20 protein-coding genes are annotated in these 23929 nt (G+C 64.3%); 18 read left to right on the top strand and 2 right to left on the bottom strand.

The genetic code is table 11. The annotated features are described in order from the left end of the window. The 17 genes from BN1119_RS17660 to tldD all read left to right on the top strand — a co-directional run. Window positions 1-1080: type II secretion system F family protein (locus BN1119_RS17660; protein ID WP_084205549.1), on the top strand; the 1080-nt coding region annotated here is incomplete at its 5' end. A 223-nt stretch (window positions 1081-1303) separates the two neighbouring features. Continuing rightward, a complete protein-coding gene (locus BN1119_RS17650; protein ID WP_042001199.1) occupies window positions 1304-1777 on the top strand; it encodes a hypothetical protein in 474 nt (157 codons plus the stop codon). A 76-nt stretch (window positions 1778-1853) separates the two neighbouring features. Continuing rightward, window positions 1854-2522 carry a type II secretion system protein gene (locus BN1119_RS17645; RefSeq protein ID WP_042001196.1) on the top strand — a complete coding sequence of 223 codons (669 nt, stop codon included), beginning with the start codon at window positions 1854-1856 and terminating at the stop codon, window positions 2520-2522. A gap of 18 nt (window positions 2523-2540) precedes the next feature. After that, on the top strand, window positions 2541-2999 hold the full coding sequence (locus BN1119_RS17640; RefSeq protein WP_042001193.1) for a prepilin-type N-terminal cleavage/methylation domain-containing protein: 459 nt from the start codon (window positions 2541-2543) through the stop codon (window positions 2997-2999). Window positions 3000-3066: 67 nt separating this feature from the next. Continuing rightward, entirely contained in the window at window positions 3067-3546 is a 480-nt protein-coding gene (locus BN1119_RS17635; protein ID WP_042001190.1) for a pilus assembly FimT family protein, read from the top strand. Next, window positions 3533-4099, top strand: coding sequence for a prepilin-type N-terminal cleavage/methylation domain-containing protein (locus tag BN1119_RS17630; RefSeq protein WP_042001187.1), 567 nt, complete (start codon window positions 3533-3535; stop codon window positions 4097-4099). Before BN1119_RS17635 ends, BN1119_RS17630 begins: the two co-directional genes overlap by 14 nt. After that, window positions 4099-4875, top strand: a complete 777-nt coding sequence (locus BN1119_RS17625) for a PilW family protein (protein ID WP_042001184.1) — start codon at window positions 4099-4101, stop codon at window positions 4873-4875. Before BN1119_RS17630 ends, BN1119_RS17625 begins: the two co-directional genes overlap by 1 nt. After that, entirely contained in the window at window positions 4865-5335 is a 471-nt protein-coding gene (locus tag BN1119_RS17620) for a hypothetical protein (RefSeq protein WP_042001181.1), read from the top strand. Before BN1119_RS17625 ends, BN1119_RS17620 begins: the two co-directional genes overlap by 11 nt. Before the next feature lie 25 nt (window positions 5336-5360). After that, window positions 5361-9632, top strand: coding sequence for a DUF6701 domain-containing protein (locus BN1119_RS17615; protein WP_042001176.1), 4272 nt, complete (start codon window positions 5361-5363; stop codon window positions 9630-9632). A 204-nt stretch (window positions 9633-9836) separates the two neighbouring features. Continuing rightward, window positions 9837-10877 (top strand): rod shape-determining protein, encoded by a 1041-nt coding sequence (locus tag BN1119_RS17610; RefSeq protein ID WP_005308111.1) that lies wholly within the window; start codon window positions 9837-9839, stop codon window positions 10875-10877. Between the two features lie 41 nt (window positions 10878-10918). Then, window positions 10919-11809 carry a rod shape-determining protein MreC gene (gene mreC, locus BN1119_RS17605; protein ID WP_042001171.1) on the top strand — a complete coding sequence of 297 codons (891 nt, stop codon included), beginning with the start codon at window positions 10919-10921 and terminating at the stop codon, window positions 11807-11809. After that, window positions 11809-12294 (top strand): rod shape-determining protein MreD, encoded by a 486-nt coding sequence (gene mreD, locus BN1119_RS17600; protein ID WP_042001168.1) that lies wholly within the window; start codon window positions 11809-11811, stop codon window positions 12292-12294. The genes mreC and mreD overlap by 1 nt, the downstream gene beginning before the upstream one ends. Window positions 12295-12296: 2 nt before the next feature. Next, window positions 12297-12884: a Maf family protein gene (locus tag BN1119_RS17595; RefSeq protein WP_042001165.1), complete on the top strand. Its 588-nt coding sequence runs from the start codon at window positions 12297-12299 to the stop codon at window positions 12882-12884. Between the two features lie 83 nt (window positions 12885-12967). After that, on the top strand, window positions 12968-14437 hold the full coding sequence (rng, locus tag BN1119_RS17590) for a ribonuclease G (protein ID WP_042001162.1): 1470 nt from the start codon (window positions 12968-12970) through the stop codon (window positions 14435-14437). Further along, window positions 14437-18336, top strand: a complete 3900-nt coding sequence (locus tag BN1119_RS17585; protein ID WP_042001158.1) for a YhdP family protein — start codon at window positions 14437-14439, stop codon at window positions 18334-18336. Before rng ends, BN1119_RS17585 begins: the two co-directional genes overlap by 1 nt. Before the next feature lie 33 nt (window positions 18337-18369). After that, a complete protein-coding gene (locus BN1119_RS17580; RefSeq protein WP_042001155.1) occupies window positions 18370-19176 on the top strand; it encodes a carbon-nitrogen hydrolase family protein in 807 nt (268 codons plus the stop codon). A 70-nt stretch (window positions 19177-19246) separates the two neighbouring features. Then, window positions 19247-20695, top strand: coding sequence for a metalloprotease TldD (tldD, locus tag BN1119_RS17575; protein WP_042001153.1), 1449 nt, complete (start codon window positions 19247-19249; stop codon window positions 20693-20695). Between the two features lie 93 nt (window positions 20696-20788). On the opposite strand, the gene BN1119_RS17570 is transcribed toward tldD, so the two are convergent. Continuing rightward, window positions 20789-21472: a MarC family NAAT transporter gene (locus BN1119_RS17570; protein WP_042001149.1), complete on the bottom strand. Its 684-nt coding sequence runs from the start codon at window positions 21470-21472 to the stop codon at window positions 20789-20791. A 177-nt stretch (window positions 21473-21649) separates the two neighbouring features. After that, window positions 21650-22966 carry an MFS transporter gene (locus tag BN1119_RS17565; protein ID WP_042001146.1) on the bottom strand — a complete coding sequence of 439 codons (1317 nt, stop codon included), beginning with the start codon at window positions 22964-22966 and terminating at the stop codon, window positions 21650-21652. 167 nt (window positions 22967-23133) lie between these two features. Between BN1119_RS17565 and BN1119_RS17560 the strand changes: the two genes are divergently transcribed. Continuing rightward, on the top strand, window positions 23134-23835 hold the full coding sequence (locus BN1119_RS17560; RefSeq protein ID WP_167335487.1) for an adenine nucleotide alpha hydrolase: 702 nt from the start codon (window positions 23134-23136) through the stop codon (window positions 23833-23835). Window positions 23836-23929 lie beyond the last annotated feature (94 nt).

The raw sequence follows: 23929 nt of genomic DNA, 5'->3' as shown, positions 1-23929 counted from the left end.
GGGGGGGAGATCAACTTGTCCCGCCTGTTCGAGGCCAGGGTGCCGCTGGAGGAGCTGGTGGTGTTCAGCCGCCAGATGTATGCCCTGACCCGGGCCGGCGTGCCCATACTGCGCGCCATCGCCGGGCTGGAGGAGAGCGCCCACAGCAAGCCCCTCAAGCGGGCCTTGCACCAGCTGGGGGAGGATCTGGGCAATGGTCGGCCGCTGTCGAGTGCCATGCAGAGCCACCCCAAGGTGTTCAGCAGCCTGTTCGTCGCCATCATCCATGTGGGGGAGAACACGGGTCAGCTGGAGGAGGCCTTCCTGCAGCTGGCCAACTACTTCGATCTGGAGCTGGAGACCCGCAAGCGGATCAAGGCCGCCATGCGCTACCCCAGCTTCGTGATGGTCGCCATCGGCATTGCCATGGTGATCCTCAACATCATGGTGATCCCCGTCTTCGCCAACATGTTCGCCAAGTTCGGCGTGGAACTGCCCCTGGCCACCCGGATCCTGCTGGCCACCTCCCACTTCTTCGTTCACTACTGGTGGTTGCTGCTGGCCGGGCTGCTGGGGGGCGTGCTGGGCTGGCGCTACTGGGTGCGCACCCCGGGCGGCCAGCTGCGCTGGCACAGATGGCAGCTGGGGCTGCCCATCGTCGGCTCCATCATCAATCGCTCCCTGCTGGCCCGCTTCGCCCGCAGCTTCTCCATGATGCTCAGGGCCGGGGTCCCCCTCAATCAGGCACTGACACTGGTGGCCGATGCGGTGGACAATGCCTTCATGGCGGAGCGGATCCGCGAGATGCGTGGCGGCATCGAGCGCGGCGAGAGCCTGCAGCGCACCGCCGGTGCCAGCACCCTTTTTACCCCCCTGGTGATGCAGATGATCGCGGTGGGGGAAGAGACGGGGCAGGTGGACGAGTTGCTGCACGAGGCGGCCCAGTATTACGAGCGGGAGGTGGATTACGACCTCAAGAGCCTCACCGCCCGCATCGAACCCATCCTGATCGGCATAGTGGCGATCATGGTGCTGGTGCTGGCACTGGGCATCTTCACCCCCATGTGGGACATGATGAGCGCGGTACGGGGTGGCCGGTGAGCCACGACAGGGCAGAGCCTCTTCACCCTCTTGCCATGGCGGGACAGGATGAGCGCGGTAAGGGGTGGCCGGTGAGCCACGACAGGGCAGAGCCTCTTCACCCTCTTGCCATGGCGGGACATGATGAGCGCGGTAAGGGGTGGTCGGTGAGCCACGACAGGGCAGAGCCTCTTCACCCTCTTGCCATGGGGCGGGACAGTATGAGCGCGCTGCGGGGTGGCCGGTGAGCCGCCAGGGGGAGCAGGATGCCCGCTGGCTGGCGGGTTACCGCCTGGTGGTCGCCATCCTGGTGTTGCTGGTGATCCTGGCCACCCTGGGGACTGGCTATCACAGCCAGCGCGAGCAGGCCATCGGCACCAAGCTGACCCTGCTGGGACAGCTGTTTGCCGAGCGGGTGCAGCGCCTCCATGGCCGCTGGCTCGACGAGCGCAGGCCGCCCCTGCTCCATGCCCAGGGGCTGGGCTGGCAGTTTGACGAGCGGGGCTGGCCCCTGGGGGTTGCGCCGCTGACCACGCCATCTGCCGACTGCCGCAACCTGTGGCAGGGCATCATGGGGGAGGTAGCGCCAGGGGGGCTGGCGTTGCAGTTTCGCGCTCGCCTGGATGGCTGCCTCATCGGGCTTGAGGGCCACTGGCTGCACTATCGCTTCGGCGATGGGACCCTGGTGCCCTGGCGTGATGGGTCGGCCGAGCGGTGAGCGACGCGGGATCGGGCCCGGGTCACATGCTTTTTTTATATCTACATGAAATAATACCGCTTCTTATGGAGGAGCCATGACACATCACACGCCCAGAGAGTCCACCACAGGCCGGAGCCTGCCCCGCGGGGCTGCGGGTTTCTCGCTGATCGAGCTGGTGATCGTCATCGTCATCCTCGGGATACTGGCGGCGACCGCCTTGCCGCGCTTTCTCGATGTCACCGACGAGGCGAAGAAGGCGAGCGTGGAAGGGGTGTCAGGTGGCTATGCCACTGCGGTCTCCCTGGTGCGAGCCCAGTGGGAGGCCGAGGGGCGAGCCAAACAGGATGGGCGCAATACCGTGCTCTACGACGGTACCCGCTTCTACCTCACCACCCCCACGGATAGCCAGGTAGCCAATGGCGAACTCTCTCCCGGCTACCCCATGGAGACGGGGAGCGGGGCGACCGACGTCGACCCGGCCAATCTGACGGCCCAGCGCTGTCTGCGAATTTGGGACGGGTTGCTGCAAAATCCCCCCAAGGCTACCGCCAGCTTCGATGAGGTGCGCGGTAGTGGTAATGACCTGAAATACTATGCCACCGTATCCAGTAACGGCCTCGACTCCGTCTGTCGCTACTACCTGGTCAATAGTCTGAGTAAGGGTAGTGATGGACAGTACCAGAACCCGCAGGGGAGCACGGACGCGTTCATGAGTTTCAGCTACCGGCCGGCCTCCGGTCAGGTAACCACCAATATCAATTGATAAATCGAGGAAAATGTAATGAAAAAGCAGGCGGGTTTTACCCTGATCGAACTGGTGATCGTGATCATCATCCTGGGCATTCTGGCGGTCACCGCCGCGCCCAAGTTCCTGAATCTGCAGGATGATGCACGTACCGCCACCCTGAAAGGCGTGGAGGGTTCCCTGAACTCCGCTGGCGCCATGGTGTACAGCAAGGCCGTCATCGCGGGTAAAGATACCGCTGACTCTGAGACCCTGGACGTTGGCAATGGCGTTAATGTGGGAATCGCCTATGGCTACCCCAAGGCAACCAAGGATGACCTTGAGAAGGTGCTGGAGTTGAGTTCCGGTGATTGGAGCTTTGGCACTCCGGCATCCAGCAGCATCAAGATTTTCCCGGCGGGCGTATCCGCCACCACGGCGACCGATTGCTTCGTCACCTATACCGAGGCAACCTCAGGCTCTCTGCCGACCTCCGAAGTCACAGCCTGTAAGTAACTTCGGTCTCCATCAAGATGGAGAGAGAAGAGTCTCTCTCCATCTTCCTTGCAAGGAGTGCTGCGTCATGACGGCACAAAACGATGGCTTCACCCTGATTGAACTGGTCATCGTGATCCTGCTGCTCGGGATTCTGGCCGCCTTTGCCGTGCCCAAATGGCTGGGCAAAGGCAGCTTTGAAATCCATTCCCTGCGCGATGAGCTGGTGGCCCGGCTGCGGCTGGTGCAGACCATCAACATGAACGAAGGCGCAGATCGCTGCACCCAGTTGGTGCTGGAGGCGAACCGCTTCGCTCACCTCACCCAGGTGGGCATCTGCAGTGCCAGCCCGATCGACAACTGGACTACCAATCAGCGAGAGCGGGGCCGCCTGGTGCAGGCTTCCGGCACTATTGTCCTCTCACCCGAGACATCACTCAGTTTCGATAAACGCAGTGGCCGTCCCTTGGGGACCTGCACCGCCGGCTGCGAGCTGACTGTGAGCGGAGGGGGGGAGTCAGTCCTGCTGCGCATCGAGGCCGAGGGGTATATCCATGCCCTCCCTTAAGCGCGCCCGCGGCTTCACCCTGATAGAGCTTGTCGTCGGCATAGTGCTGCTGTCGGTGGCGCTGACCGGCATCCTCGGCCTGCTGATCAGTCAGGCTCCCCAGTCGGTGGATCCGGTGCAGCAGGTGCGCGCCGCCCAGCTGGCCCAGCGACTGCTTGGCGAGATATTGCAAAAATCCTTCGATGAACACTCGGATCACAATGGCGGCCGCTATCGCTGCGGGGAGACCATGGCAGGGGTCAGCATTCCCGCCTGTTCGAGCAGTTATGGCCCGGATCCCGATGAAGTCGGGCTCGCCCCCTATGCCTATAACGACGTGGACGATTTCGACACCGGCGGGCAGTGGCGGGATGCCAGTCTGTTTACCCGGACCGGGGCCGGCGTCAGCGACCAGGAGTATCGCCGCTATCAGGTGAAGATAGCGGTGACCCCTGACACCCTGTTCGGGAGCCCTGGCCTGGGTGCCGAGTCCATCGGCAAGCGGGTGGCGCTGACGGTGCGGCTGCCGGACGGCAGTGAAGTGGATTTCACCCTCTATCGGGGGAACTACTGATGCGCGTTGCAACGGGTTTCACCCTGGTGGAGCTGGTGATGGTGATCCTGCTGCTCGGGGTCATGGCGACGTTTTCCAGCCAGTTTATCGGCATCGGCACCCAGATTTACGGGGATGCCAGCCGCCGGGAGCAGCTGATGAGCGATGCCCGCTTCGCCCTGGAGCGGCTCAATCGCGAGTTGCGGGACGCAGTGCCAGGTTCGGTGCGGGTGGAAGATGACACTGGCATGTCGGGGGATCAAGGCACTTGCCTGCGCTTCTGGCCCATCGCCACCGCCAGCCGTTATCTGGGCTCGGCGGTCAGCGCCGGGCTCACCATGGTGACGCCGCAGGTGCTGCCCGAACAGGACAGGGATCTGGCCATCGTCTATCCCCTGGCCAGCCCGGCTCTCCCCCTGGAACAGGGGTGTCTCTATGGCCAATGCGTGGCGGCCGTGACCGATGTGGGCAGCCCGGCATCGGGGGCCCTGTCGCTGACGGTGGATGGTGCCTTCACCCAGGACTCACCGGGCCGGCGCGTCTACTTTGCCAACCAGCAGGTGCTCTATTGCGTGAGAGGGGGGAGCCTCTGGCACATGGCCAAGCCCCTCGGCGAAAGCCTGACCAGCGGCGAAACCACACAGCTGATGGCGGAGCATATCCGTCCCGCCTCCCATTATTTCTACCGGGAGCCGGCGGCCTTCAACCAGAGCGAGGTGGGCGTGCGGCTGGAATTTGAGCGCAGCGGCGAGCGGGTGCTGTTCAATCACAAGCTGGAGCTGCTCAATGTCCCCTGACTCTCCCCGCGCCATGGCGCCCCAGGGCGGCAGCGCCATCATGGTCGCCCTCTTCGTCATCGTCATCATGGCCCTGCTGGCAGCGGCCATGGGGCGTTTCCTGGTGGACAGCGGCGAGAAGAACACGGTGGAGGTGCGCGGGGTGCGGGCCCTGATGGCGGCCCAGAGCGGGCTGGAAGTCGCCCTCTATCAGCTGTTTCCCAACCGCAGTGGCGCCGACGTGCCCGCCGCCTGCGCCAATGTGGCTGCGTCCCGGACATTTGACGAGCCCGGTCTGCAGGGGTGCCAGGTGGCGGTGAGCTGCAGCGAGATCCAGACCCAGCGAGATGGCGAGACCAGCATCACCTACCGGCTCACCAGCCTGGGCTCCTGTGGTACAGCAGCGCAGGGGAGCGCCAGCCCGGACTTTGCCGTCAGCCGCACCCTGGTGGCGGAAGCCTTCGATGGCGTGACGCCATGATGATGCCTGTGAGGAGTGAGAATCCATGATGCCCCGCTTTCGTCCCGCCCTGTGCCTGGCGCTGATCTGGTGCTCCGCCTCGGTCGAGGCCGCCAGCCAGTGCATGGCGGCATTCGCCTACCCGGTCCAGAGTCACGCCGCTCCCGGTGTGCTGACCATGAGCAACGAAAGCAAGATCACCAGCGCGGCGGTGGGAACCAGCTATCCCTTCATTCGCAAGAACATCCAGCCTAACGCCAACTGCAATAACGGTGGCTACTGGAACGGGGGCACCTGGATCTCCAACTGCAACGTCAGCGGGGCCCTGGCAAGCCCCCTCAAGGATCTCGTGTTCATCGGCGATCCCGACGAGTTCCCGGCTGATCCCGGCGACTTCCCCAGCTTCAGTGGCCAGAACAACCTGGCCTGCACCGGCACCATCTCTCCCGCCGCCAGACAATACAGGAATGCCAACTGGAGCAGCCAGAACTGCCTGGCCACCCTGCGCTCGGGGCAAACCTACTATTTCGAGACGCTCTCCCTCTCCGGCGGGGCCGTGCTCGATCTCAACGGCGCGACCGTCTATGCCAAGACGGTGCAGGTGACGGGTTATTCGGATGGCATCAAGGGCAATGGCAACCTGCATGTCGACGATCTGACGGTCTCGGGCAACGGCAAGCTGTCCGATGCGAGCGTCACCGTCTACGACCGGTTGGCACTCTCGACCAGCTCGATTGGCAATGTCACGGCCAGTTTTCAACCTCACTATCTCGACCGGGCCAGCCTGAGCGGACAGAGCCAGCTGCCCATGGCGGCGGGGGACTGGGCCATCAGGGCACTGACGGTGGAGGACAACAGCGTCATGACCCTGCAGGGGCAAAGTACCCTCGGCGTCTATGCCCTCCAGATGAAGGGGCAGGGCAGGATCACGGCGGCGGGCAGTCGTAGCGATCTGACGCTCCAGCTCCACCAGAGCCTGGAAGTGAGCGACAACGGCGTCATCAATGGCTACCTGCAGGCCAATTACGTCAAGACCTTCAAGCATCAGAGCGCCTCCGACATCCGCCTCTATTTTCGTGGCGGCAGCCACTGGATAGACAGGCTGGAGCTCGGTCAGAATGACAAGCTGATCTTCGATAGCGGCGAGGCCGCCCAGCTCTACCTCAAGAGCGACTTCACTCTGAGCGACCAGATGGAGGTCAATGCCGGGGGCAGGGCCAACGATCTGCTGTTCTATCACTTTGGCAGGATGACCATGCGCGACAACGCCATGCTCAACGCCATCCTCTATGTCAATGCGGACGATCTGGCCATGAGTGGTCAGGCCGTGCTGACGGGAGCCGTGTCGGCGGTCAATGTCACCATGACGGATAACAGCAGGGTGATCCACGAGCCCTTCACCGGCGACTGGCCCGGCATCTGTGAAGAGGATCTGACCTGCTTCAGCGACGACTTCTCCGCCAGCACCCTCAGCAACGACTGGGTGGTGGCTCGCAGCAGCGGCGACTTTACCCCCGCTATCGTCAATGGCCGGCTCGGCATGACCCGGGCTAGCCCCAAGCAATCCACCTCGGCGACTTACCAGCGGCTCTTCCCCGCCGCCAACAACCTGGTGACCATAGAGTTCGACCAGTATGCCCACGGTGGTAACGGGGCGGACGGCATGGCGGTGGTACTCTCGGATGCCAGAGTGACTCCTCAACCCGGCGCTTTCGGCGGCCCGCTCGGGTATGGTTTCAAGCCAGACGTCAACGGTTTTGCCGGTGGCTGGCTCGGGGTTGGGATAGATGAGTACGGCAACTTCTCCGGTGAAGGCGGTATTGTCAACAAGGGGCGGCGCAAGCAGTCCGTGGCGGTACGGGGATCGGGTTCCGGCACCAGCGGCTACAACTACCTCAGAGGCACCTGCAACAACGGCGCCGACAACGCCAATGGCAACTGCCTGTCGCCGACCGTAGACAGTGGCTCGGACAGCAATCGCCCCCACCGTTATCGACTGACCATAGACTCGCGCATCGGCGGCCAGTCCCTGGTCAAGGTGGAGCGCAATACCGGAGGGGGTTACAGCACTCTGATCGACAGCTTCAATGCCGCCGCCCAGAGTGGCCAGGCGGCCATTCCCGAGAATCTGCTGTTGTCCCTGACCGGCTCGACCGGGGATGCGACCAACGCCCACCAGATCGACAACGTCCGGATCTGCGCCCTCAACTCCAATCCGGTGGGCACCCAGATCGATCACTTCGAGTTCGATCACTCCGGCCAGGCCCTGACCTGCAACCCGGAGACCCTCATCATACGGGCCTGCGCCAACGCCAGTTGCAGCCAGCTGTTCACGGACCCGGTGAGCGCCATCCTGACCCCCCTCAAGAATGGCAGCAACGGCTGGATAGCCGACAGCCAGGTGAGCTACAGCGGCAACACCGCTACCGTGACCTTCAGCAACGGCACCGCCAAATTGCAGCTGCGCAACAATCTGGCGAGCGCCATGAAGGTGGGGGTGAGTGGCTCTATTCCCTCCACCAAGCCGCTTAGCGAGACGCTTTGCCGGGCGGGCAGCGGCGCCCTGAGCGACGCCGCCTGTACCTTGAGCTTTGCCGACAGCGGCTTCCTGTTCAATGTGCCGGATACCCTGGCCAACAAACCACAACAGGTAGTGATGACGGCGGTCAGGAAGGACAACACGAGCCAGCTGTGCGTGCCGAGTTTTCAGAAGCAGACTAAAAGAATCTCGTTCTGGAGTGATTACAACATGCCTGCGACCAATCTCTTTGGCAGCCAGATAAGGATTGATAAGACAGCCATAGCCACCACGGCGGAGGCTCCCACTGCCATGGATCTCTATTTCAATGAGCTGGGCGAAACCACGCTGAAGGATGTGAGTTATCCGGATGCGGGTCAGATGCGACTCAATGCCCGTCACGATGGCAGTGGCGACACGGCGGGACTGGTGATGACGGGCTCGGATCTGTTCGTCAGTCGCCCGGTGGGGCTCTGCATCACGCCCACCCAGGGGATCTGCGCGGCAGGGGATGTCAGCTGCCCCGTGTTCAAGAAGACCGGTGAGGCGTTCCAGCTGAATCTCAAAGGGGTGGCTTGGCAAGCGGATGATGACAAGGACCTGTGCAACGGCAACCTGGCGACCCCCAACTTCGCGCTGGCCAATATTGCGCTGGGCAGCGAGCTGGTGGCGCCCAAACCAGGGGAAGGGGCGGTGGTCGGCACGTCCAGCTACGACCACTCCAACCAGAAGGACAGCAACCTCAACTCCGTCGGCCAGTCGGTGGACGAGGTCGGGGTGTTCCGGATGACAGCGACCCCGCCGTCGGCAGGTTATTTCAACTACACCATACCCCCCGCGACCAGCGTGCCGGTGGGGCGTTTCATCCCGGTGGACTTCAATCTGGTGAGTGGCAACATAGTCCCCGCCTGCGAGGCGTTTTCCTATATGGGGCAACCCTTCCTGGCGGAGTTGAATATTCAGGCCCGCAATCAGTTTGGCGAGACCACCCTGAACTACAGGGAGGCGTTTGCCAAGGGGGATGCCTACCTGAGCGTGGCCAACAACAAGGACGGGGTGTCGCTCTCCGCCCGGTTACGCAGCCTGGGGCCGCTGCCCTGGGTGGCAGGGGAGGCCGACTTCAACGGGCCGACCGAGTTTGCTCGCCGCTCCGATGGCAAGCCAGACGGCCCCTACCGGGCCCTGTCGTTTGGCCTTTATATGAAGGACAACGATGGTGAGCAGACCCTGATCGCCAATCCCGACTTCAACGACGGGCAGCCGGGGTCATGCAGTGGCGCTGGCTGCAATGCCAGGCTCATCGATGAGGAGCCCATGGAGGCTTACTTTGGTCGGGTCCAGGCGGGCACCCGGCAGGGGGTGGCCTCGGAGTCGCTGGCCATTCCACTGCAGATGCAATATTACGAAGCGGGCAACTGGCTGACGAACAAGGAAGATCAATGTACCCAGCTCTCTTTGGCCAATCAGGGGTTCATTTTCCTCAATCCGAGTCACACCTTTGATGCGGCGACTCGCGAACTGAATCTTGGGGCGGGTCGCAAGATCAAGCTGGGGTTGGGCAGCTCGGCACCGGGTGGGGACGTTGCACTGGCGAAAGATGGGGAGATCCTGTTCCACTTTGCCAAGCCGGACATCTCGGTGCGCATCCCCTACAAGGTCGATTTGGCAAAACAGCCGTCGCAGCCCCTCTGGTTGTCTGACCCCACGAGTGTCAATGACGGCAACCTGCAAGGTGAGGCCATTTTCGGCTCCAGCCGGGGTAATGACAGAATTATTTATCGCCGCGAAGTGATGCCCTAAAGGGCAGATGCCGGAGGGTGAGGAGAGCCTGCCCCCTTATCTCCTTGTTTCTTAGTGTTTGTCGGCCCGAGCGGGTGAGTAATGACTCGCATTTTTGTCGCGCCTGATTGATTGGCGACAGTTTGAGCGCTTGCCCATTGGGGTGGGCATTGGTAAAGTTAGCCGGTTTTCTGCACCTCCAAATTCTTAGGATTTCCCGTAGCCATGTTCAAAAAGCTCAGAGGCGTCTTTTCCAACGATCTGTCGATCGATTTGGGAACTGCCAACACCCTGATCTACGTAAAAGATCAAGGGATCGTCCTTAACGAACCCTCAGTTGTCGCCATTCGCCAAGAGCGCGGGAACGCCAAATCGGTCGCTGCCGTCGGCCATGCCGCCAAGCAGATGCTGGGTCGTACCCCGGGTAACATCTCCGCCATTCGTCCGATGAAAGACGGCGTGATCGCCGATTTCTACGTGACCGAGAAGATGCTGCAGCACTTCATCAAGCAGGTTCACGACAACAACTATTTCCGCCCCAGCCCCCGCGTGCTGGTGTGCGTACCCTGTGGCTCCACCCAGGTGGAACGTCGCGCCATCAAGGAATCCGCCCTGGGCGCCGGTGCCCGCGAGGTCTACCTGATCGATGAACCCATGGCTGCCGCCATCGGTGCCGGCCTGCCGGTCTCCGAAGCGACCGGCTCCATGGTGGTCGATATCGGTGGTGGTACCACAGAAGTGGCCATCATCTCCCTGAACGGCGTGGTCTACTCCCAGTCCGTGCGCATCGGTGGCGACAAGTTCGACGAAGCCATCATCAGCTACGTGCGTCGCAACTACGGCAGCCTGATCGGGGAAGCCACCGCCGAGCGCATCAAGCACGAGATAGGCTCCGCCTACCCGGGCGAAGAGGTGCGCGAGATCGAAGTCCGCGGTCGCAACCTGGCCGAAGGGGTACCCCGCAGCTTCACCCTGAACTCCAACGAGATCCTGGAAGCGCTGCAAGAGCCGCTTTCCGGCATCGTCTCCGCCGTCATGGTGGCCCTGGAGCAGTCCCCGCCCGAGCTGGCGTCCGACATCTCCGAGCGCGGCATGGTGCTGACCGGTGGTGGCGCCCTGCTCAAGGACATCGACCGTCTGCTGATGGAAGAGACCGGCATCCCGGTCGTCGTGGCCGAAGATCCCCTCACCTGCGTCGCCCGCGGCGGCGGCAAGGCGCTGGAGCTGATCGACATGCACGGTGGCGATCTGTTCCACTACGAATAAGACCCAAAGCCGGCCGAGCGCCGGCTCTTTTTTGACGACTCATGAAACCCATTTTTGGTAGAGGCCCTTCGCTTCAGTTACGGTTGTTTCTCGCCGTCATCATCTCGGTTGCTGCCATCGTCGCGGATTCCCGCTTCGGTGTGTTCAGTCACGTCCGCGTCTATCTGAGCTCCCTGGTCAGCCCGCTGCAATACATGGCCAATGCCCCCGGCTCCCTGCTCGACACCATGTCGACCCAGGTGCAGACCCGGGCCGATCTCATCGAGCAGACCAAGCAGCAGGAGCAGCAACTGTTCACCCTGCGCTCGCGCCTGCTCAAGATGGATCATCTGGAGCACGAGAACCAGCGTCTGCGGGAGCTGCTCGGTTCGCCCGTCCATAACGAGTCCCGCAAGATGGTGGCCGAGCTGCTGTCGGTGGATTCCGACCCCTTCAGCCATCAGGTGCTGATCAACAAGGGGGCGCTGGACGGCGTCTACAACGGCCAGCCGGTGATCAACGATCAGGGGGTGGTCGGCCAGGTGCTCCACGTGGGCTCCACCACCAGCCGGGTCCTGCTCATCACCGACTCCAGCCACGGCATTCCGGTGCGGGTGCTGCGCAACGACTTGCGCGCCATCGCCTCCGGCAGCGGCGAGCTGGACAAGCTGGAGCTGCGCAACCTGCCCCGCAACACCGACGTCCAGGTCGGCGACCTGCTGGTCACCTCTGGCCTCGGCGGCCGCTTCCCGGAAGGTTACCCGGTGGCGACCGTGACCCGATCCGATTACGTGGAGGGCAAGCCCTTCGCCCAGGTCGAGGCCAGGCCCCTGGTGGCGCTGGACCGCTTGCGCTACCTGCTGCTGCTGTGGACCGACAAGACCCCTGAGGTCCATGACGAGGCGGCGGCGAGTGCTGCGCCTGCCGCTCCGGCCGCGGGAGCGACCCCCTGATGCTGCAACCCGCGAGCGGGCGAGTCTGGATCTGGTTCTCGGTCATGCTGGCCCTGAGCCTCTCCATCATGCCGCTGCCCCATCAATTCGAGCCGTTTCGCCCGGACTGGCTCGCCATGGTGCTGATCTACTGGGCCCTGGCGCTGCCCCACAGGGCCAACGTCGGTACCGCCTGGGTGGCGGGCCTGCTGCTGGATGTGCTGCTCGGCAGCACCCTCGGCGTGCGGGCCATGGCCATGGCCATCAGCACCTATCTGGCGGCCTTCCAGTTCCAGAAGATCCGCAACTTCTCCCTCTGGCAGCAGGCCTTCATCATAGGGCTGCTCTCCCTGGTGGGTAAGCTCACCATCTTCTGGGCCGAGCATCTGTTCGGTCGTGCCAGTCTCAATCTGGCCTATTTTTGGTCCACCCTCTCCACGATGTTAATATGGCCCTGGGTGTTTTTGGTGCTGCGCAAGGTGCGCCGCCGCTTCAATATCAAGTGATTATGAGCAAACACAACGAACTGCAACTCTATCTCGCCTCCGGCTCGCCCCGTCGTCGTGAGCTGCTGACCCAGCTGGGTTATCGCTTCGAAGTGCTCAGGCTGGATGTGCCGGAACAGCGCCTCGAAGGGGAGAAGCCCCAGGACTACGTCTGCCGCCTCGCCCGGGACAAGGCGATGGCCGGACTGGCCATCGCCCCGAGCGCCTTGCCGGTGCTGGGGTCCGACACCATAGTGGTGCTCGGCGATCGGGTGCTCGAGAAACCCTCGGATTTACTCGACGCCAAGGATATGCTGGAGGCACTGTCGGGCCGGGTGCATCAGGTGATGACGGCGGTGGCCCTGGCCACCCCGGAGCGCTGCGACGTGCGGCTGGTCACCACCAATGTGGCGTTTCGCAAGCTGGACGAGGCCGAGATCGAGGCCTACTGGCGCACCGGCGAGCCCTGCGACAAGGCCGGGGCCTATGGCATTCAAGGGATAGCGGGCAAATTTGTCAGCCGCATCGAGGGGAGCTACAGCGCCGTGGTCGGCCTGCCCCTGCTGGAGACGGATCTTCTGATCAAGGCACATCTGGAACAGGCAGGCTGAGTCTCTTCGTTCTGCCCCGTTACCTCCTCCGCCCTGCGCCGGATGGCTGCCCAGAATTCAAACTAGAACAGACAAGGTAACTTATGTCGGTAGAACTGCTGGTGAACGTCACCCCCTCGGAGACCCGGGTTGCCCTGGTCGAAAACGGCCTGCTGCAGGAAGTGCATGTGGAACGCCAGGCCAAGCGCGGCATAGTGGGCAACATCTACAAGGGCAAGATCAGCCGGGTGCTGCCCGGCATGCAGGCCGCCTTCGTCGACATCGGCATGGACAAGGCCGCCTTCCTGCACGCCTCCGACATAGTGCCCCACACCGAATGCGTGGCGGTGAAGGAGAAGGAGCAGTTCCAGGCGGGTAACATCGCCGAGCTGGTGCGCCAGGGGCAGGACATCATGGTGCAGGTGGTCAAAGACCCGCTCGGTACCAAGGGTGCCCGCCTCACCACAGACATCACCCTCCCTTCCCGCTACCTGGTGTTCATGCCGGGCAGTGCCCACGTCGGCGTCTCCCAGCGCATCGAGTCCGAAGCGGAGCGGGAACGCCTCAAGCGTACCGTGGCCGGCTATGTGGACGATCTGGGTGGCTACATCATCCGCACCGCCGCCGAAGGGGTGGGGGAGCAGGAGCTGGAGCAGGACGCCGCCTTCTTGAAGCGCCTGTGGCGCAAGATCCTCGAGCGCAAGCAGAAGTACCCCCCCTGCAAGATCCTCTACGAGGATCCCAGCCTGGCCTTTCGGGTGGTGCGGGACTTCGTCGGCGCCGAGCTCGACAAGATCCGGGTGGACTCGCGCCAGAGCTTCGAGGCGCTCAAGCGCTTCACCGAGGAGTACGTGCCCGAGCTGGCCGGCAAGCTGGATTACTACGCAGGAGAGTCCCCCATCTTCGATCTCTACGATGTGGAGAACGAGATCCAGCGCGCCCTGGAGCGCAAGGTGGAGCTGAAATCCGGCGGCTACCTCATCATCGACCAGACCGAAGCCATGACCACGGTGGACATCAACACCGGCGCCTTCGTCGGCCATCGCAACCTGGAAGAGACCATCTTCAACACCAATGTCGAGGCGACGGCGGCCATCGCCCGCCACCTGCGGCTGCGCAACCTCGGCGGCATCATCATCATCGACTTCATCGACATGCAGTCCGAGGATCACCGCCGCCGTGTGCTCCACAGCCTGGAACTGGCGCTGGCCAAGGACAGGGCCAAGACCAACGTCAACGGTTTCTCCCAGCTCGGCCTGGTGGAGATGACCCGCAAACGGACCCGGGAGAGCCTGGAGCACGTGCTCTGCTCCGAGTGTCCCGAGTGCAAGGGACGCGGCCGGGTCAAGACGGTGGAGTCGGTCTGCTTCGAGATCCTGCGGGAGATCATCCGGGTCAATCGCGCCTACGACGCGGATCAGTTCACCGTCTACGCCGCCCCGGCGGTGTCCGACTATCTGCGGGGGGAGGAGTCCCACAGCCTGGCGGAGCTGGAAGTCTTCATCGGCAAGCAGGTGCGGGTCATCAGTGAACCCCTCTGCGGCCAGGAACAATTCGATGTGGTGATGATGTAGTGATCTATCGCTGGTTGAGTCGGGGCTGGCTGGCCCTGGGCATCTTCTTCGTACTGCTGGCCATCCTGGTCAGCCTGGTACGGGTAGGGGGGCCTTTGCTCAACCAGCATCGCCAGGCCCTGCTCGATCAGCTGCTCGGAGGCACCCAGCTCGAGGCCAGCGTGGCCGCGGTGGGGCTGGACTGGACCCGGCGCGGACCGGCGCTGACCCTGAGTGACTTCACCCTGGCCCCGGATTCGGGCCGTTTCTCCCTGCGCCTTGGCAAGGTGTGGGCCCACCTCGACGTCTGGCAATCCCTGCAACGGCTCAGGCCTGTGTTTGGGGAGTTGCAGCTCGGCGACGGGGACATTCACCTCGATCTGAGCCAGCCGGCCGACGCCAGCCCGGCGCGACCGGATGGCCAGCAGCGCGCCCTGCTGCGCTTCCTGCTGACCCAGCTCGACACCTTCGATGTGCACGACACCCGCGTCAGCGTCACCACGGCGCTGGGGGCAGTGCGCGCCCTCAATGTGGCGAGCCTGCGCTGGCAGAACAGCGGCAGCCGCCATCAGGGGGTGGGCAAGGCCTACCTGGTGGAGGGGGTGGGGGAGAGTACCCTCGACCTTATCGTCGACGTGACCACCCCCTCCCACCGGCTGGATCGGCTGGAGGGGCAGATCTATCTGGGGGCAAACCGGCTCAATCTGGGGCCCTTGCTGGCCCGCATTCACCAGGGCGACCCCAGGGTGGAGGGCCAGCTCGACTTCCAGCTGTGGAGTTCGTTCGCCGACGGCCGGCTGGGGGATTCCCTGCTGGCGTTTGGCGATAACTACCTCATCTGGCAGGACCCCAAGGGCGAGGCCCACCGCCTCGGCCTCAAGGATGGCAAGGTGCAGCTGCGTCGGGACGGGGATGACTGGCAGCTCGCCAGCCACGAGATGACCTTCAGGCTCGACGGCGAGCCCTGGCTGCGCAGCCGGCTGCAACTGGAGCGGATCGGCAACCGGATCCAGGGCTATGTGCCCTCGGTGGATCTGGCGCAGATCGCCAACCTGAGCCAGCTGGTCTCCGCCCTCTACCCCCGCCTGACCGAGACCCTCAAGCAGACCCAGCCCGAGGGGCAGCTGCAGGATCTGGTACTGCAGGCCGATGGGGACTGGCAGGGGCTCTCCCTGAGCGGCCGGCTCTCCCACCTCAAGGTGAACGCCTGGCAGGACGTGCCAGGGGTGGGGGATCTCAACGGTGAGTTCTGGCTCACTCCCGACGGCGGCAGCGCCCGGCTAGGGATGAGCCAGGACAAGCTGGACCCGGCCCGCCACTTCAAGCGGGTCATTCCCATCGACGATTTCTCGGCGCGGCTCGACTGGTGGCAGGCGCCACAGGGCTGGGTGCTCTACGGCCGGGACATCGCCCTGGACAACCCGGACCTGACCCTCGCCAGCCGTTTTCGACTCGAGCTGTTCGAACACCCCTTCCTCGCCCTGACCGGGCGCGTCGACGTCAAGAATGCCGCCCATGCCGACGGCTACTTCCCCTTGCAGGTGATGGACAAGAGCCTGGTGGACTACCTGAGCGGCGCCATCCAGGGGGGGCAGGCCAAGGGGGCGGATCTGCTCTGGTACGGCGAGTTCAAGGACTTCCCTTACGCCAGGGGCGAGGGCATCTTCCAGGTGGCGGTGCCCCTCAAAGGCGCCCGTTTCCAGTTCGATCCGGACTGGCAGCCCCTCACCGATCTGCAGATTGACTTGCTGTTCCAGAACGCCAGCCTCGACATGCGCAGCCGCGCCACCCGGCTTGGCAAGGCGAGTTCCGACGATGTCCATGCCTGGATCCCGGATCTCTACCCCGGGGCCCATCTCCTGATCGACGCCAGGGTCGCCGGAGAGGGCAAGGCCATCAGCGACTATCTGCAGGCTTCTCCCCTGAAGGGCACGGTGGGGCAGGCCCTGAGCGAGCTGGAGGTGCGTGGTCCCCTCAGCGGCAGCGTCAAGCTGGACATCCCCCTCGATGGCGAGGGGGAGGTGAAGGCCGAAGGCCACGCCGATTTCAACAACAACCGGGTGCGGGTGGCGGCCCTGGATCTGCCCCTGACGCGGGTGCAGGGTCGGCTCGACTATGACAACGAGCAGACCCGTTTTCGCGGCCTCAAGGCCAGCCTGTGGGATCAGCCCCTGACCCTGGATTATCTGGGCAAGCAGACGTCCGGGGGATATAGGGTCGACCTCGACCTCAAGGGGAGCTGGGACAGCGCCCGTCAGCCGCCGCAGATCCGCAGCCTTGCCATCTTGCAGGGGCGCAGCGACTGGCGTGGCAAGCTGGTGCTGAATCTGCCCGAGGGCAAGCCGTTCAACTTCCAGCTCGGCCTCGACAGCAACTTGCAGGGCATGGCCCTCACCCTGCCCGACCCCCTCGCCAAGGAGGCGGGGGCGCGTCGGCCCCTCAAGGTGAGCGTGCGCGGCCAGGAGGGGGTGGCCGAAATCCATGGTGCCCTCGGGTCGGACGTGGCGCTGCAGAGCAGCCTGGTCTATGGCGAGGCGAGCCCCTACCTGCGGCGGCTGCGGCTGGACGTGGGACGGGCCGGCAACCGGGTGCTGCGGGACAAGCCCATGGTGATTGCCATCAATCAGCCCGGCGCCGATGTGGCGGGCTGGCTCGCTGCGCTCGGCCGCTGGCTGCCGGCACGGGCCGATGGCGCCACCGCCCTGGTGGGGCCCTCCTTTCTGCCCCAGGAGTGGTGGGTGGATGGCCAGCTCGCCCAGGCGCGCCTTGGCACTGCCCTGCTCAAGGCGGTGCAGTTCACGGTCGGCCCCGTGGCCGGGGCCAGCGAGGTGATGATAGACAGCCCGGACGTGATGGGGGTGGTGCGCATCCCCCTGGCGGCGGGGCAGCCGGTGGATGCCAGGTTCGCCCGCATCCACTGGTCCGGCAGCAGCCAGGATCTGCGGCCCAAGGCCGACGCGAGCCAGGACAGGGCCATCATGGCCGCCGTGCCCTGGCTCACCTTCAATTGCGTGGATTGCCGCTTCGGCGAGCTGCCCCTGGGCTCGATCAAGGGGGAGCTGGTGCCCTCCGCCGGCAAGGTGAGCCTCAAGGGGCTGGAGATGGCGCTGGCCAACAGCCGCCTCAGCGGCAGTGCCGACTGGCTCGCCACGGCCGGCGGCATGGAGACTCGGGTCCGGCTGGAGGCGAACAGCAAGAACAGCGAGCTGCTGCTCAAGCGGCTCGGCTACACCTCGCCCATCGGCGATGCGCCGGCCAAGGCCAAGGCGAGCCTCCGCTGGCAGGATGTGCCCTACCGCCCCCAACTCGGGAGCCTGGCCGGCAAGGTCGACTATCAGCTGGAGGGGGGCACACTGCGGGAGGTCAACGACAAGGGGGCGCGCCTGCTCTCCCTGCTGAGCCTGGACTCCTTGCTGCGCAAGCTGCGCCTCGATTTTCGCGATGTGTTCGACAAGGGCTTCTATTTCGAGTCCATGTCCGCCAGTGCCGACATCAGCCAGGGGGTGGCTCGCAACAATGACTTCTACATGAAGGGCGCCGCGGGTAATCTCAGGGGAGAGGGGGTGCTGGATTTCGTGCGCTGGCATGTGGACTACGACCTCAGCTTCTCCCCCAACCTGGGGGGCACGCTGCCGGTGGTGGCGGCCTTCTCCCTGACCCCCATCACCGGGCTCTATGTGCTGGCGCTCTCCAAGCTGCTCGAACCCGTGGTGGACGTGATCACCCGCATCGATTTTCGGGTCTCGGGCCCCATCGATGCCCCCCGCTTGATCGAGGCGGGCCGCAACCGGGCCATGATCAAGCTCAATCAGGAGCAGAAGCAGGCGGTGGACGCCGTGGCGCCTACCCTGGCTCCCGAGAGTCAGGAGGTGAGCCCCTTCCTGCTCAATCCCAAGCATGATGGCCCGTCCCAGCGCTGAGACCCCATCCCCGTGACGAACAAGGAGTGTGCCATGTGGTTATGTGCGATGCAGCTGGTCTCTGGCCGTCACTGGCAGGATAACCGGGAGCAGATCGCCGCAGAACTGGCGGCCTTGCCCAAAGAGCGGCCGCTGTTGGTACTGCTGCCTGAGAACTTCGCCCTGTTTGGCGAGCGTCAGGGCTATCTGGATGGTGCCGAGGAGATCGGTGCTGGCCCCATCCAGCAGCAACTGGCCGAATGGGCAAGAGATTACGGCATCTGGCTGGTGGCGGGCGCCATGCCGACCACCATCGCCGATTCCGACCATATCCACACCAGTACCCTGGTGTTCGACCCCAGCGGCGAGCTCAAGGGCCACTACCACAAGATCCACCTGTTCGACGTGGACGTGGCGGACAACCACGGTCGCTACCGGGAGTCGGAGACTTTCAGTCCTGGTCAGGAGTGCGTGCTGGTGGACTCCCCCTTTGGTCCCCTCGGCCTCTCTATCTGTTATGATCTGCGCTTTCCCGAGCTCTATCGCCAGCTGGCTAGGGTCGGCGCCCGGGTGCTGCTGGTGCCCGCCGCCTTCACCGCCGTGACCGGTGAGGCCCACTGGGAGCCGCTCTTGCGGGCCCGCGCCATCGAGAACCAGTGCTATGTGGTGGCCGCCAACCAGGGGGGCACTCACGAGACCGGGCGCCAGACCTGGGGCCACAGCATGGTGATCGACCCCTGGGGCCGGGTGGTGGCGAGCAAAGAGTCCGGGCGCGGCACCGTGCTGGCGAAGATGGAGCTTGGGCTTATCGACGAATTGCATCGCACCATGCCAGTGCTGACCCATGCCCGTTTGTTGTGATGGTGTGGCTTGTTGCCAACCCGTCGGCAAGACGATTTAAAACAGCTCGTTACGAGAGTGGAGAAGAAGATTGAGTCTATTGAGCCAGGTTAGTGCCTCCCTGTTGGCCCCGAACGATCTTGACGAAGGGCGCCTGCAGCAGCTGCTCGGCAGCCTGATGAGCCATCAGGTGGAGTTTGGTGATCTCTATTTCCAGCGCAGCTGGCACGAGTCCTGGATGCTGGAGGACGGCATCGTCAAGGATGGCAGCTACAACATAGACCAGGGGGTGGGGGTGCGTGCCGTCAGCGGCGAGAAGACCGGCTTCGCCTATTCTGACGAGCTGAGCCTGCGGGCCCTGACCCAGTCCGTCACCGCCGCCCGCGGCATCGCAGCAGCAGGGGGAGAGGGCAAGGTGAAGGCGTGGGCCAGAACCTCCGCGAACCTGCTTTATCCGGCCCTGGATCCCCTGCAGACCCTGGACAAGCACCAGAAGATCGCCCTGCTCGAGCAGATGGACAAGTTCGCCCGCAGTCTGGATCCTGCGGTGAGCCAGGTGATGGCCTCCATCAACGGCGTCTATGAGGAGATACTGGTGGCGGCCACCGACGGCACGCTCGCGGCCGATGTGCGCCCCCTGGTACGGCTCTCGATCACTGTGCTGGCGGAGCGGGACGGGCGGCGCGAGCGGGGCAGCGCAGGTGGGGGTGGCCGTTTTGGCTACGATTGGTTCCTGGAGCTGGATGGCCTCGAGAGCCGTGCCTTCGGCTATGTGCGCGAAGCCGTGCGTCAGGCCCTGGTCAACCTGGATGCCATCGATGCCCCGGCCGGCACCATGCCTGTGGTGCTCGGTGCCGGCTGGCCCGGCGTGCTGCTGCACGAGGCGGTGGGTCACGGCCTGGAGGGGGACTTCAATCGCAAGGGGTCGTCCGCCTTCTCTGGCCGTATCGGCGAGCAGGTTGCCTCCAGGCACTGCACCATAGTCGATGACGGCACCTTGCCGGGGCGTCGCGGCTCCGTCTCCATCGATGACGAGGGGACACCAGGGGGCTACAACGTGCTGATCGAGAACGGCATCCTCAAGGGCTACCTGCAGGACAAGCAGAACGCCCGCCTGATGGGGGTGCCGCTGACCGGCAACGGCCGGCGCGAATCCTACGCCGCCCTGCCGATGCCGCGCATGACCAATACCTACATGCTGGCGGGCCAGTACGATCCGGCGGAGATCATCGCCTCGGTGAAGAAGGGGATCTATGCCCCCAACTTCGGCGGCGGCCAGGTGGACATCACCTCAGGCAAGTTCGTCTTCTCCGCCTCCGAGGCCTACCTCATCGAGGATGGCAGGATCACCGCCCCCATCAAGGGCGCGACCCTGATCGGCAACGGGCCCGAGGCCATGAGCCAGGTCTCCATGGTGGGTCACGACCTTGCCCTGGATCGCGGGGTCGGCGTCTGTGGCAAGGAGGGGCAGAGCGTGCCGGTCGGGGTCGGCCAGCCCACCCTCAAGCTGGATCAGCTCACAGTGGGCGGCACTTCCTAGCCTGCATTGTCCCCAGGCGGCGTTACCCGTTCCCGTCAAACCCCGGCCCTGTGCCGGGGTTTTGTCATTTATGGGGGTGAAAAACCGCCCCAGTCAGTCGAGGGGGGCGGGTTTGGCAGGGGCGCTCTGGGTCACGGGGGCGCAGTGGAACACGGGATCCTGGGCGACCTCCTTGACCCCGTTGATGCAGAACTGCATGCCCATGCACACCAGCAGGAAGCCCATGATGCGGGTCATGGCGTCGATGCCGGTGGCGCCGAGCAGCTTGCAGACCGGATCCGCCAGTTTCAGTACACCCCAGCTCAGCAGGCTCATCAGGGCGAACGCCGTGACCATGGCGGCGTAGATGACGACGCGGTTGGTCTCGGCGGGCAGCTCGGCAATCTGGGCGGCGCCGCTGATCACCAGGGCCATGGTGCCCGGGCCGCACATGCTGGGCATGGTGAGGGGCACGAAGGCGATGCTCTGGTTGATGTCGGCGTCACCCGCCTGGGCGGGGGCGGGGAACAGCATGCGAAAGCCGATAAAGGCGATGATGAGGCCACCGGCCAGGCGCAGGCCGGGGATGGAGATCCCGAACAGATCCAGGATGGAGGAGCCGATGAAGAAGCTGACGCAGAGGGTGGCGAACAGATAGAGGGCGGCCAGGTTGATCTGGCGGCGCACGTGTTCACGGGACATGCCCTTGCTCAGCCCCAGCAGCAGGGTGGCCGTGGTGGGTGGGTTGACCATGGGCAGCAGCGCCAGCAAGGCGAGAAATACGACCTGGAAGAACATCTTGAGCCTCGAAAGAGTTGAATGGATACCAGCCTGGCAACCGCCAGGCTCAGGGGAAGGCTAGCTTATGCCGACCATGCTGAACACAGGCCATATAGTTGCGCCCCGACCAGGGTCGGGGCGCGGGGTAGCAGGCGGTTTTTTGCCGGGGTCAAAGGAGCCCCGAGCCTGGGTAAATCAGGCCGCCTGTGGCACGGCCTGCCGCTGGCTGCGCTGCCTGGACCAGAGGAAGAGGCCGAGCAGGCAGCCGAGGGCCGACAGGGCCATCACATAGTGGGAGGGCGCCAGCACGTCGTGCTTCATCCACAGGGTCACCAGCATGGGGGTGAGGCCACCGAAGATGGCGTAGGCCACGTTGTAGGAGAACGACAGCCCGGAGAAACGCACCACCGCCGGGAAGGCGTTGACCATCACATAGGGTACGGCACCGACAATCCCCACCGCGAAGCCCGCCAGGGTGTAGAGGGGGACCAGCTGCTCGGTGCCGGCCTGCAGACCGTGGTAGAAGGCGTAACTGGCGCCTGCCAGCAGCAGTGAGCCCAGCACGAAGGTGGGACCGCTGCCAATGGCATCGATGAGGCGGCCGTAGACGATGCAGCCCAGGGTGAGGGCCAGGATGGCCAGGGAGTTGGCAGTCAGGGCATCGGCCGGGCTGACCCCATGCAGCTTCTGCAGATAGGTGGGGGTCATCAGGATCACCACCACTATGCCGGCGGAGAGCAGCCAGGTCAGCAGCATGGAGACGATGACGCTGCCCTTGTGCTCGCGCAGCACCGTCTTGAGGGGCAGCTCCTCGGCCAGGGTCTTGTTGGCCTGCATCTCGGCAAACACCGGGGTCTCGTGCAGCCAGCGGCGCAGGTACATGGCGACGATGCCGAACACGCCGCCGAGGATGAAGGCCAGGCGCCAGCCCCACTCGCTCACCTCCAGCGGGCTCATGCCGCGGTTGATGGCGGTGGCCACCAGGGAGCCGAGCAGTATGCCGGCGGTCAGCCCGGCGGTGAGAGTGCCGCAGGCGACCCCGATGCGGCGGGCGGGCACGTGCTCGGCCACGAAGACCCAGGCACCCGGCACTTCGCCGCCGATGGCGGCCCCTTGCAGGATCCGCAGCAGCAGCAGCAACAGGGGCGCCGCTATGCCGAGGGCGGCATAGGTAGGCAGCAGGCCGATCAGCAGGGTGGGCAGCGCCATCATGATGATGCTGAGGGTGAACATGCGCTTGCGACCGATGAGATCGCCGAAGTGGGCCATGATGATGCCCCCCAGGGGGCGGGCCAGGTAGCCGGCGGCGAAGATGCCGAAGGTCTGGAACTGGCGCAGCCACTCGGGAATGTCGGCGGGGAAGAAGAGTTCGCCTATCACCACGGCGAAGAAGACGAAGATGATGAAGTCGTAGAACTCGAGGGCACCGCCGAGGGCGGCCAGGCTCAGGGTCTTGTAATCCTGCCGGTTGAGTGGGCGGGCATGGCCATCTGATTGGGCGGCTGTTGTCATATCCTTATGTTTCCCCATTATTTTTTCGTTATTGTTCCCCCTTGTACCGGGGTACGCTCACCCTCGAGAGTATGCTTTTGTGTCCCTGGGTGTAAATCGCGCAATGTGCAACACAGTCTTGCAATCCTGTGGTGCCATGAGGAGAGAAACGAATGAAACAACGGGATGTGGCCCCCACACGGGTCCTGCTCTCCTGGAGCAGCGGCAAGGACAGCGCCTGGGCCTTGCATCGCCTGCGCCAGGATCCGGCCATCGAGGTGGTGGGCCTGTTTACCACCCTCAACCAGGCGTTCGAGCGGGTGGCCATGCACGGGGTACGCAAGCAGTTGCTGACGGAGCAGGCCGAGTGCGTGGGGCTGCCACTGCACTGCATCGACCTGCCCTGGCCCTGCAGCAACGAGGAGTATGGCCGGGTCATGAGCGACTTCATCGCGGGCGTGGTGGCCAGCGGAGTCCGCCATATGGCATTTGGCGATCTCTTCCTCGAGGACGTGCGCGCCTATCGAGAGAAACAGCTCGAAGGCACTGGCATCCGCCCCCTGTTTCCGCTCTGGGGCAGCGATACCGCGCAACTTGCCCGGGAGATGATGGCCGCCGGACTCAGGGCCCGGATCAGCTGCCTGGATCCCCGCAAGCTGCCGGCCACCCTGGGGGGGCACGCCTTCGATGACGCCTTGCTGGCGGCCCTGCCCGCGGGGGTGGACCCCTGCGGCGAGAACGGCGAGTTCCATACCCTGGCCTTTGATGGCCCCATGTTCCGGCGGCCCCTGGCCATCCGGGTGGGGGAGAGCGTGCTGCGGGATGACTTCCTGTTTACCGATCTGCTGCCGGCAGACCCGGAGGAGGGGGCGGCCTGCGGGCCAGCCTGACGAGGGCGACGATGACGATGGGATGGGGATCCCTCGGCGACCCCGGCCGAGGGAAGCTGTGACGAAAGGGGCCGGATCCTGGCAGGATCCGGCC

It is taken from the genome of Aeromonas bivalvium, assembly GCF_000819765.1.
Taxonomy (GTDB): domain Bacteria; phylum Pseudomonadota; class Gammaproteobacteria; order Enterobacterales; family Aeromonadaceae; genus Aeromonas; species Aeromonas bivalvium.
The sequence above is the reverse complement of the archived record's forward strand: the minus strand, read 5'-3'. Positions and strand labels throughout refer to the sequence as shown.